Origin of the sequence: Cupriavidus basilensis (assembly GCF_029335485.1) — a bacterium.
Taxonomy (GTDB): domain Bacteria; phylum Pseudomonadota; class Gammaproteobacteria; order Burkholderiales; family Burkholderiaceae; genus Cupriavidus; species Cupriavidus basilensis_E.
The window spans coordinates 1-10,255 of record NZ_JARJLM010000046.1 but is presented as its reverse complement, the minus strand read 5'-3'; the positions used below and the strand labels follow the sequence as shown (position 1 = coordinate 10,255).

At 64.9% G+C, this 10,255-nt stretch carries 10 protein-coding genes; 3 read left to right on the top strand and 7 right to left on the bottom strand.

What is annotated here, in order from left to right; genetic code table 11:
- From mutM to mutY, 3 genes are all read left to right on the top strand, one after another.
- Positions 1 to 743: bifunctional DNA-formamidopyrimidine glycosylase/DNA-(apurinic or apyrimidinic site) lyase (gene mutM / locus P3W85_RS02895; protein ID WP_276263653.1), on the top strand; the 743-nt coding region annotated here is incomplete at its 5' end.
- A gap of 320 nt (positions 744 to 1,063) precedes the next feature.
- Positions 1,064 to 3,007 (top strand): dynamin-like GTPase family protein, encoded by a 1,944-nt coding sequence (locus P3W85_RS02890; RefSeq protein WP_035817080.1) that lies wholly within the window; start codon positions 1,064 to 1,066, stop codon positions 3,005 to 3,007.
- An 89-nt stretch (positions 3,008 to 3,096) separates the two neighbouring features.
- Positions 3,097 to 4,257 carry an A/G-specific adenine glycosylase gene (mutY, locus tag P3W85_RS02885; RefSeq protein WP_276263654.1) on the top strand — a complete coding sequence of 387 codons (1,161 nt, stop codon included), beginning with the start codon at positions 3,097 to 3,099 and terminating at the stop codon, positions 4,255 to 4,257.
- Between the two features lie 149 nt (positions 4,258 to 4,406).
- Here the strand turns inward: mutY and P3W85_RS02880 are convergent, their stop codons facing one another.
- The 7 genes from P3W85_RS02880 to P3W85_RS02850 form a co-directional block, all read right to left on the bottom strand.
- The gene (locus P3W85_RS02880) at positions 4,407 to 5,093 is read right to left on the bottom strand and encodes an LON peptidase substrate-binding domain-containing protein (protein WP_017230423.1); all 687 of its coding nucleotides are present in this window, start codon (positions 5,091 to 5,093) and stop codon (positions 4,407 to 4,409) included.
- 82 nt (positions 5,094 to 5,175) lie between these two features.
- Positions 5,176 to 6,102, bottom strand: coding sequence for an RNase adapter RapZ (rapZ, locus tag P3W85_RS02875; protein WP_276263652.1), 927 nt, complete (start codon positions 6,100 to 6,102; stop codon positions 5,176 to 5,178).
- 118 nt (positions 6,103 to 6,220) lie between these two features.
- Entirely contained in the window at positions 6,221 to 6,568 is a 348-nt protein-coding gene (locus P3W85_RS02870) for a PsiF family protein (protein ID WP_017230421.1), read from the bottom strand.
- A gap of 167 nt (positions 6,569 to 6,735) precedes the next feature.
- Complete coding sequence (gene hprK, locus P3W85_RS02865) at positions 6,736 to 7,707, bottom strand: HPr(Ser) kinase/phosphatase (protein ID WP_017230420.1); 972 nt, start codon at positions 7,705 to 7,707, stop codon at positions 6,736 to 6,738.
- A 78-nt stretch (positions 7,708 to 7,785) separates the two neighbouring features.
- Positions 7,786 to 8,241 (bottom strand): PTS IIA-like nitrogen regulatory protein PtsN, encoded by a 456-nt coding sequence (ptsN, locus tag P3W85_RS02860; RefSeq protein WP_035817077.1) that lies wholly within the window; start codon positions 8,239 to 8,241, stop codon positions 7,786 to 7,788.
- Between the two features lie 388 nt (positions 8,242 to 8,629).
- Positions 8,630 to 8,980 (bottom strand): ribosome hibernation-promoting factor, HPF/YfiA family, encoded by a 351-nt coding sequence (hpf, locus tag P3W85_RS02855; RefSeq protein ID WP_006159435.1) that lies wholly within the window; start codon positions 8,978 to 8,980, stop codon positions 8,630 to 8,632.
- Positions 8,981 to 9,029: 49 nt separating this feature from the next.
- A partial coding sequence (locus P3W85_RS02850) for an RNA polymerase factor sigma-54 (RefSeq protein WP_276263651.1) occupies positions 9,030 to 10,255 on the bottom strand: 1,226 nt, incomplete at its 5' end.

Sequence of the window (10,255 nt, the reverse complement as noted above, 5' to 3'; positions counted from 1 at the left end):
GGCGCGGCAAGTACCTGCTGCTGGAGTGCGTGCGCCCGGCCGGACCAGGGCACGACGGCAATGCGACGCTGCCCGGCGCTGGCGACCATGGCTGGCTGCTGATCCACCTCGGCATGACCGGAACGCTGCGGGTGCTGCCGCAGGCGCCGCCACCCGGGGCGCACGACCACCTCGACCTGGTCCTGGATGATATTGATATCGCTGGCCCCCCCGGCACCAGCCTGGTGCTGCGGTTTCGCGACCCGCGCCGTTTCGGCGCGGTGCTGTGGAGCAGCCTCCAAGAGTCGCAGCTGCCTACGCATCCGCTGCTGCGCGGGCTCGGGATCGAGCCATTCGACCCGCGCTTCGACGGGAGCTGGCTATACCGCCTCGGCCGAGGCCGCAGCGCAGCCATCAAGACGGTGCTGCTGGCCGGCGATATCGTGGTGGGCGTGGGCAATATCTACGCGTCGGAGAGCCTGTTCGCGGCCGGCATCCGTCCCACCACGCCGGCCGGGCGCTTGTCCCTGGCGCGTTGCGAACGCCTGGCGGCGGCGGTGCGGGACACGCTGGCGCGCGCCATCGAGCGCGGCGGCAGCACGCTGCGAGACTTCGTCGGCAGCGACGGCAGCAGCGGCTACTTCCAGCTCGATTGCGCCGTCTACGATCGCGCCGGCCATCCCTGCCGTGTCTGCGGTACCACCATCCGGCAGATCGTCCAGGGCCAACGCTCGACTTTCTATTGCCCCACCTGCCAGAAATAGCGATAGCGCGCGCCGCCTTCCTTGTCCGAAGCTGGCGAATGCTGCGCCAAAGTGATTTCCGGCTATCTTTCAGGTGCGGGCGGCGTGGGCGCCCGGCGAGCCTCCGGCGCCTGCGCGGCAGGCCGATGGGCCGGCGCAACAGCGGCGCCGGCGGCGCGGCTTGAATTTCACAAAAGTCCTCCGTAAACCTGTATCTTCAATAAGGTAAAAAAGTGTTACAGAAACACCCGGTCACCGCCCGGATGCAGGCCATCGGACATCAAGACGCCGTGCCTGCGGTGCCGCAGCGGGGGCTGATCGCCAAGCCGACCCCAGTGCCAATGACAACCCTCGCCCTTCAATTCGAACAATATGGCGCCTGGAGAACCGGGGTGCTCCATTCCCTGGCCGAATTCCGCTCCTGGCTGCAGCAGCACGATCTCTACGACGCCCAGGCCGACGAACGGGCCCAGCGCATCCAGGCCGTGCTCAAAAGCGACCGGCTCAAGGTGGCCTTTATAGCGGAGTTCTCGCGGGGCAAGAGCGAGCTGATCAACGCGATCTTCTTCGCGGACTACGGCCGGCGTATCCTGCCGTCCTCCGCCGGCCGTACCACCATGTGCCCCACGGAGCTGCGCTACGACGAGGCCGAGGCGCCGTCCATCCGCCTGCTGCCGATCGAGACGCGCCTGCAGGAAGCATCCACTGCCGATTTCCTCGATGTCGACTCGCATTGGCATACCGTGCCGCTCGATCCGTCTTCGCCCGACGGCATGCTCGATGCATTCAGGCATGTGATCGAGACCAGCCGCGTGACGCGTACGATGGCCGAGTCGCTCGGCTTGTACAACGAGAACGATCCCGATGCCGCCTACGCGCTCGATGCCGACGGCATGGTGGAGATTTCGCGCTGGCGCCATGCGGTCATCAACTTCCCGCATCCGCTGCTGCGGCAGGGCTTGGTGATTCTGGACACGCCGGGGCTCAACGCGATCGGCACCGAGCCCGAGCTGACCTTGCGCCTGATCCCGGATGCGCACGTGGTGGTGTTCATGCTGGCGGCCGACGCCGGCGTCACCAAGAGCGACCTGGCGCTCTGGCGCAGCCATGTCAGCGCCGGCCATCGCAAGGGCTGCCTGGCGGTGCTGAACAAGATCGACGGCTTGTGGGATCCGCTCAAGTCGCCGGCGGAGACCGCGGCCGAGATCACGCACCAGGTCACCACCAGCGCCCAGGTGCTGGGCATCGACGAGTCGCGCGTCTATCCGGTGTCGGCGCAGAAGGGCCTGGTTGCCAAGGTCACGCACGACGACGACCTGCTGGTGCGCAGTGGCCTGCCGCAGTTCGAGCACGTGCTGTCGGACCAACTGATCCCGCAGCGGCGCGAGATCGTCGCCGACCAGGTGCAGCGCTCGGTGGCGGAAATGGCGCGTGGTGCGCAGCAACTGCTGCAGAGCCGCCGCCGCAGCATCGTCGAGCAGCTGTTCGAGTTGCGCGGACTGCGCGGCAAGAACCACGCCATGGTCAAGCACATGCTGATGCGCGTACAGTCGGAGAAGGAAGAGTTCGAGCAGAGTATCGCCAAGTTCCAGGCGCTGCGGCTGGTGTTCGGGCGCCACAGCGCCGACATCATCAAGAGCCTGCAGCTGCGCGACGTGCGCCAGGCCATGCGCGAGCGGCGCGAGCAGATGAAGGAGCGTTTTTTCTCGCGCGGCATGCGCGAGGATATGGACGAGCTGTTCGCGCGTCTGGGCCAGCTGGTCAGCGAGGCCGATCAGAAAATCGTCCAGCTCCACCAGCTCACCGACAGCATGTACCGGCGCTTCAATGCCGAGCATGGCTTTACGCTGCCCGCGCCGATCCAGTTCGTCACCGCGCGCTACCTCAGCGAACTGCAGCAGACGCTGGCGCTTGCCCATGCGCACTTCGGCACCATGAACATACTGACGCGCTCGCGTCCCCAACTGGTACAAAGCGCGTTCTCCACGATCGCCAGCCGCGTGCTGGAGACCTTCCGCGATCTCAACCGCGATATCGAGATCTGGCTCAAGTCTGTGATGACGCCGCTCGAGGCACAGGTGCGCGAGCACCAGAAGCAGCTGCGCCGCCGGGTCGATTCGATCGAGCGCATCCATGAGGCTACCGACACGCTCGAGAGCCGCATCGCCCAGCTCGAGGAAGTCCTGAACGGGCTGGACGAGCGCAGCGGGCGTATCGAGTCCTTCTCCAGGCAGGTCATGCAGCCGCACGGCGACGCGGGGCAGCTCAAGGCCGTCGCCGCCTGAAAGCGGCCGAACGGCAGTGCCGGAGGCGGTGAGGCGGTATCATGACGCGCCGCCGCTCCGGCGCTGTCGCCTTTCCCGTCACGTTCTCAATGCCCCGCAAGCCTGCCGCCTCTCCTGCCAATCTCCCTCCCAGTGCCGTGCCCGCCGATTTCGCCATGCGCGTGGTGGCGTGGCAGCGCCAGCACGGACGCCATGACCTGCCATGGCAGAACACCCGCGACGCTTATCGCATCTGGCTCTCGGAGATCATGCTGCAGCAGACCCAGGTCAGCGCGGTCATCGAATATTTCCAGCGCTTCGTCAGCCGCCTGCCTACCGTGGCGGCGCTGGCGCAGGCCAGTGCCGACGAAGTGATGGCGCTCTGGGCAGGGCTTGGCTACTACTCGCGCGCCCGCAACCTGCACCGCTGCGCGAAGACGGTCATGAGCGAACACGGCGGCGTGTTCCCGACCGATCCTGACGTGCTGGTGACACTGCCCGGCATCGGCCGCTCGACCGCGGCGGCGGTGGCCGCGTTCAGCGCCGGCGTGCGCTCGCCCATCCTGGACGGCAACGTCAAGCGTGTGTTCGCGAGGTTCTTCGGCATCCATGGCCACCCAGGCGTCAAGGCGGTCGAAACCCGCATGTGGCAGCTTGCCGGCGAGGTCCTGCCTGCCATGGGGCCGCGGCAGGCCGAAGACATGGTCTCCTACACGCAGGGCCTGATGGACCTCGGCGCAACGGTCTGCTCGCGCGGCAAGCCGGCCTGCCTGGCCGACGCCGTGGCGTGTCCCCTGGCGACCGACTGCGTGGCGCGCCGCGACGGCCTGACGGCCGTGCTGCCTACGCCCAAGCCGCGTGCTGCCATTCCCGAGCGCAGCACCGTGATGCTGCTGGTGCGCCGTGACCGCGAAGTGCTGCTCTCGCTGCGTCCCGACAGCGGCATCTGGGGCGGCCTGTGGAGCCTGCCGGAGATGGCGGTCGACACCGTGCCCTTCGACGCCGAGCTGGCCGAAGACGCCGCGCTGGAACGCGCCCGCGAGTTCGGCACGCCGAGCAGCGCCAACATGGTCGGCGAACTCACCCACGTCTTTACCCACTTCCGCCTGCTGATCCGCGCCATTCGCGTGGACGTCACCGGCCTGACCGTGCGCGATGCAGATGCCGGCGCCGCGCTACGCTGGCTCTCGCTGGACGATCTGGATGCAGTGGGCACTCCGGCGCCGGTGCGGAAACTGCTGGAGGCGCAGGCCCGGCGGGGGCTGTTTTAAAGGATCGCCCGACTTCCGGGAGGGAGATTTTGCCGACACAGGTTTTCTCCCCTCTCCCCATGAGGCCATGAGGGGAGAGGGTGTAAACCCCGTCGTCATCGCAGATGGTCTTGGCGCATCCGGTCTGCTTCGCCCGGCGCCTCAGGTCCCTACAGGATGTGATGCTGGTGCATGTATTTGTGCACGATCTCGATCCGCATCCCTGCATCGGGCAGCGCCATCAGCATCTGCTTGGCCTTGAGCGGCACCGGCAGCAGCTCGCACAGGCGATTCGCCACCCAGCTGGGGTCGTCCCACAGGAAGGGCTCGGCGAACGGGAGCTTGCCGGGGTGTTCGGCGTGCAGCGAAGCGACGATGCGCCGCAGCACGGCCAGGCATTCGCCCAGCAGTTCCAGTTTGCAGTCGATGATGTCGGGCGGCAGCAATTCCGCCTGGCCTACCAGCAGGCTGTCCTCCCGTACGCTGTGGCCCAGCAGGCGAAAGCGCTGGCGGCCGCGTGCGCTGATCAGGAGGACGCCGAGTTGCTCCATATTGCAGTCGACGATGTCGGCCAGGCAGCCGATGGTCTCCGGTACGGTGGGTTCCCCGGGGTGTGCGACCTCGTTGCCGCTGGCGATCAGGCAGACGCCAAAAGGCGTGCGGTCGCGCATGCAGGCGCGCACCATGTCCACGTAGCGCGCTTCGAACACGCGCAGCGGCAGCAGGCCATCGGGAAACAGCACGGTGTGCAGCGGAAACAGCGGCAGGCTATCCAGCCTGGGCGCCGCTGCTGTGGCATGCGGTGCGGCGGGCGAGGCCGATGGGCCGGGAGCGGCGGTCGTGGCGGGTGAGGACATGCTTGACCAGCAAGGGTTTCGGGCAGGTGAGGGGAGTGGTCAACCCTCGCCGAGCGTGGCCGCGAATTCCGGCCCGGCCGGCTTAACCTCCGGGCGCTAGCTCGCGGTGTCTCACCAGCACATTACCATGGGCGCGGAAATAGTTGGCAAGTCTTTCGGCGATGTATACCGAGCGGTGCTGGCCGCCGGTGCAGCCAATGGCGACTGTCAGGTAGCTGCGGTTGTCGGCGATGAAACTCGGCAGCCACTTTTCGACGTAGGCGCGGATGTCCTCGGCCATGGCCAGCACCATGGGCTGGCTTTGCAGGAAATCGATCACCGGCGCGTCGCGGCCGGTCAGCGGGCGCAGGGCCAGATCGTAATAGGGATTGGGCAGGGAGCGTACGTCGAACACCATGTCGGCGTCGCTCGGTACCCCATGCTTGAAGCCGAACGACTCGAACAGCAGGGTGAGCCGCAGGTCGTCGCCGCGTACGAATTCCTTGATCCAGGCGCGCAGCGTATTGGTGCGCACATTGCTGGTATCGATGCGGTGAGCCGCCTCGGCGAGGGGGCTCAGCAGTTCGCGCTCCATCTCGATGGCCTCGATCAGCGAGGTGTCGTTGAAGGGCGTGCTGCCGGTGCTGTCTGCCATGCTCGCGTTTTCCGCACCCGGCGTGCCGGCGGGCGCGCCCGTCCGGTCGGTGCGCATCGACAGCGGGTGGCGCCGCCTGGTCTCGGAGTAGCGCTGCACCAGTGCATCGGTACTGGCGGTCAGGAAGACTACCCGGACCTCGTGTTCGGAGGCGAGGTCGCGCAGGGTGCCGGGTAGCTGGTCCAGCGATTCGCGGCTGCGGATATCGGTAGCGACACCTAGATGCGTATAGCCCTGGGCGGCAAGGTAGCGGGCCAATTCCGGGATGAACTGGGCTGGAAGGTTGTCCACGCAATAATAGCCTGCGTCTTCCAGTACGTTCAGGGCAACGGATTTGCCGGAGCCGGAGATTCCGGTGATGAGTATGATGCGCATAGCAACGCAAGCATAGCATCAGGAGGATGACGCCGTCATGACGGCGTCCCCAGTAAAAAAGGCGAACCGCCAGGTTCGCCTTCTTGCACATGCCGCGCCATCGGCGAGGCCAGGGTGCTTACGCCGATTTGGACAGGCAGTCTTTCATGAAGGCCTTGCGTTCATCGCCCTTCTTGCCAGTGGCGTCCTTGTTGCACGCCTTCATTTTCTCCTGCTGGCTGTTCTTGACGGGAGCGGCTGCGGGCTTGTTGGACAGGCAGTCCTTCATGAAGGACTTGCGTTCGTCGCCCTTCTTGCCGGCGGCCTGCGTATTGCAGACCTTCATCTTGTCCTGCTGCGTGCCTGCCGCCGCAGGTGCCGCGGCCGCTGCCGGAGCAGCCGGCGCGGCGGCCGGTGCATTCTGGGCGAAGGCGCCGCTGGCGAAAAGCGGGGCTACCAGCGCGCACATCGCGATCAATTTTTTCATGCTTGCTCTCCTGGCTGTGGAAAACTTCATGGCTGCTGGCCTGTCGGCGCGGCAACTCCGGGGCTGGGCTCATGCCCATTACAGCACAAAACGGCCTTTGCCCCAAACGCGTTGACGATCGGTATGCGGCAGGATGTAAGCAATTGAAAACGGAGCGGCCGGTCCGGCTAAAGCAGGCGTCCCTGGCCTCGCGACGCGACGTCGGCCTGCATGGCGGCGCGCTGGCGATCCATGAAGTCACGCAGGGTGTCGATGCCGCGCAGGCGCAGGATGGTGTTGCGTACGGCGGCTTCGACCAGCACGGCGAGATTTCGGCCGGCCGCCACCTGGATCTTGACCATATGGATAGGCAGGCCGAGTACGTCGAGATACTGCGAGTCCAGAGGCAGGCGCTCGAATTCGCCGTCGTTGCGGCGTACCAGCTGGACCACCAGTTTCATCTTCATTTTCCGGCGTACCGCGGTTTCGCCGAAGATGGTCTTGATGTCCAGCAGGCCCAGGCCGCGTACTTCCAGCAGGTTCTGCAGCAGCGGCGGGCAGCGGCCTTCGATGAAATCCGGCCCCAGCCGCACGAAATCCACGGCATCGTCCGCCACCAGCCCGTGGCCGCGCGAGATCAGTTCGAGGCCGAGTTCGCTCTTGCCCAGGCCGGATTCGCCCATGATCAGCACGCCCATGCCGAGAATGTCGAGAAACACGCCGTGCATGGTGACGCGCGGCGCGGAGATGCGGGACAGGTAGAGCCGCAGGTGATCGATCACCGCCGCCGACGAGACCGGCGTGGTGAACAGCGGGGTCGACGAGCGCGTGCAGCGCAGTTCCAGGTCGGGCGGCGGCTCCATGCCGTCGGCGATCACCAGGAAGGGCGGTTCCAGCAGGATCAGCTCGCCCATCTGGCGCTTGCGCATCTCGTCGTCGAGACGCTGGTAATACGTGATTTCCGGCTTGCCCAGCACCTGGATCCGGTTCGGGTGGATCAGGTTCAAGTGGCCGACGAGATCGGCCGCGGAGGTGGCTTCACGCGCAAACTCGACGTCGAAGGCCCGGTCCGCGCCCTCCAGTCCTGCTACCCAGGAGAGTTTGATATCGGCTGCGTTGTCGTCGAAGATCGACTGCGAGGTGACGCCAGTGAGTTCCATGCGGGTGCTTTCAGGGGCGAGCTTTCAGGTTGCCGGGTCGAGAGCCCGGCTCGCCTGGATAATAGCCGTCAGGCCGGTTCAAGGATGCCATTGCGTCAGCAACTGGTGCACGGCATCCGGCGTGGGCAGGGTGGCCAGTCCGTCGCGCATCTCGCGGTCGGATAGCAGCTGGGCGATCTCGGAGAGGATCTCCAGATGCTGCTGGGTAGCCTGTTCCGGCACCAGCAGGAAGATCAGCAGCGCCACCGGCTTGCCGTCGGGAGATTCAAAGGGGATGGGCTCGGCCAGGCGCATGAATGCGGCCAGCGGCTGCTTCAGCCCCTTGATACGGCCGTGCGGGATCGCAACCCCGGCACCCAGGCCGGTGGATCCCAGCGACTCGCGGGCGAACAGGTTGTCGGTCACTGTCGCGCGCGCTACGCCATGGTTGTTCTCGAAGAGGAGCCCGGCCTGTTCGAACACGCGCTTCTTGCTGGTGACGGTGACGTCGAGGTTGATGTTGCCGGGTGGCAGCAATTTAGCCAAACGATTCATGTGGAATGCGCAGGGTTTTCTGGTAAGCGGGCCCCGGGGCAGGCGGCGTCCCGACGGGCTAAATGAATATAGACACCAAGGCCCGTGGTGCCACCGGTGGTCCCCATGCCGGTGCCGGGCGTCTGGCCATTATAGAGCAGGCCTGCCCCCGCCTTGTGCATTGCAATAGCCGATGCGCGGTAGCGGTGCCGCGCGCGCGGAAAAATGACCGGACCAAGGATCTATGTATTGCGCAGCATACACCGGGAGGGATGCCTTGCGGAATCCCCCGCGGGCCTGCTGGCAAGCAGGGAAGCGGCGGACGCAAAAAAGCCGCGCAACGGCGCGGCTTTATTCCGGTTTCAAGGGACTGACACCGGCGGCCCGGTCCGTGGGCCGCCAGGCACGGTCATTGCTGCATCTGCGATGCGGCCATCTGGTACTTGACCGCTTCGCGGTCATGGCTTTGCACGCGATCCTTGTGGCGAATCACCTGCCGGTCGAGCTTGTCGACTAGCGCGTCGATAGCGGCATACAGGTCTTCGTGATGCGCCTCGACAAAGATGTCCTTGCCCTTGAGATGTAGATTGATTTCCGCGTACTGCCGCCGGTCCTTTTCTTTTGTATTGTCGACAGAGAGCAGCACACTTACGCCAATGACTTGATCGAAATGCCTGACGATACGCTCCAGTTTCGTTTCCACGTACTCACGCAGGGGAGGCGTGATGTCCAAGTGGTGTCCACTGATCTTGAAGTTCATAGCGTTTCTCCTTCTGAAAGAGCTGCATCAGGCAGGCGACGCAGCTCGGCTACAAAGTCTTGCGGAGATTGACGGCAGGAATCTTGAGCGCCTCGCGGTACTTGGCAACGGTACGCCGCGCCACCACGAAGCCTTGCTCGCCGAGCAATTCGGCAATCCGGCTGTCGGACAGGGGATTCCTGGGGTCTTCGGCTCCTATTAATTGCTTGATCAACGCACGAATTGCCGTTGAAGAGGCCGCGCCGCCGGTTTCTGTGGATACGTGACTGCCGAAAAAATACTTCAGCTCGAAAGTCCCCATCGGCGTTGCCATGTATTTATTGGTAGTCACCCGAGAGATGGTGGACTCGTGTAAACCCAGTGTATCGGCAATCTCCCGCAAAACCAAGGGGCGCATCGCAATTTCACCATGGGTGAAGAAGTTCTTTTGACGTTCGACAATAGCTTGTGCGACGCGCAATATCGTATCGAACCTTTGCTGGATGTTCTTGATCAACCAGCGCGCTTCCTGCAGCTTCTGCTGCAATCCGGCCGCGCCCGCGTCGCCTTTTGCACCGCGCAAAATCTGCGCGTACATGTCGTTGATACGTAGCCGCGGCATCACATCCGGGTTGAGCTGGGCGATCCAGCCGCCGCTGATTTTTCTTACGAAAACATCCGGCACGACGAAATCGGCCTCCGGCCGGCTGTATGCGTGGCCCGGATAGGGCGCCAGGGAGCGGATCAGTTCATGCGCGGCCTTGAGTTCGGGCTCGTCCACCTGCAACGCTTTCTTCAGGCGCGTGTAATCGCGCACCGCGAGCAGTTCCAGGTGGCTGCCGACAATGGTCAGCGCGAGGTCGCGCTGCGGATGCTTCAGACGGCGCAGTTGCAGCGCCAGGCATTCGGCCGCGTTGCGCGCGCCGACGCCAGGCGGGTCGAAGCTCTGCAGCAGGGTCAGGATTGCCTGGATCTCATCGACCTCGAACTCGAGCTCTTCCGGCAGCTCGCTGCATATTTCTTCCAGCGTGGTGCTCAGGTAGCCGTCGTCGTCCAGCGATTCAATCAGGAAGATGGCCAGCCCCTTGTCGCGCAGCGAAATCTTGAGCGGCGCGAGCTGTTCCATCAGGTGTTCGCGCAGCGTGGGCTCGGCGTCGCGCAGCTGCATCGGCGTTTTTTCATCGTCGTCGCCCTGCGGGCGGCGGGCGAAGTCGTCGAGGCTCCAGTCGTTGCCATAGTCCTCGCCGCTGTCGCTGTAGCCGTCTTCTGCTTCGGGGGCGCCGTCGGGGCGGTTCT

Excerpts from the sequence above, each read along its gene's own strand:
- hprK (WP_017230420.1), bottom strand. The coding sequence starts at position 7,707 with ATGGAACTCACTGGCGTCACCTCGCAGTCGATCTTCGACGACAACGCA.
- P3W85_RS02890 (WP_035817080.1), top strand. The coding sequence starts at position 1,064 with ATGACAACCCTCGCCCTTCAATTCGAACAATATGGCGCCTGGAGAACC.
- P3W85_RS02880 (WP_017230423.1), bottom strand. The coding sequence starts at position 5,093 with ATGTCCTCACCCGCCACGACCGCCGCTCCCGGCCCATCGGCCTCGCCC.
- hpf (WP_006159435.1), bottom strand. The coding sequence starts at position 8,980 with ATGAACTTCAAGATCAGTGGACACCACTTGGACATCACGCCTCCCCTG.
- ptsN (WP_035817077.1), bottom strand. The coding sequence starts at position 8,241 with ATGAATCGTTTGGCTAAATTGCTGCCACCCGGCAACATCAACCTCGAC.
- mutY (WP_276263654.1), top strand. The coding sequence starts at position 3,097 with ATGCCCCGCAAGCCTGCCGCCTCTCCTGCCAATCTCCCTCCCAGTGCC.
- rapZ (WP_276263652.1), bottom strand. The coding sequence starts at position 6,102 with ATGCGCATCATACTCATCACCGGAATCTCCGGCTCCGGCAAATCCGTT.
- P3W85_RS02870 (WP_017230421.1), bottom strand. The coding sequence starts at position 6,568 with ATGAAAAAATTGATCGCGATGTGCGCGCTGGTAGCCCCGCTTTTCGCC.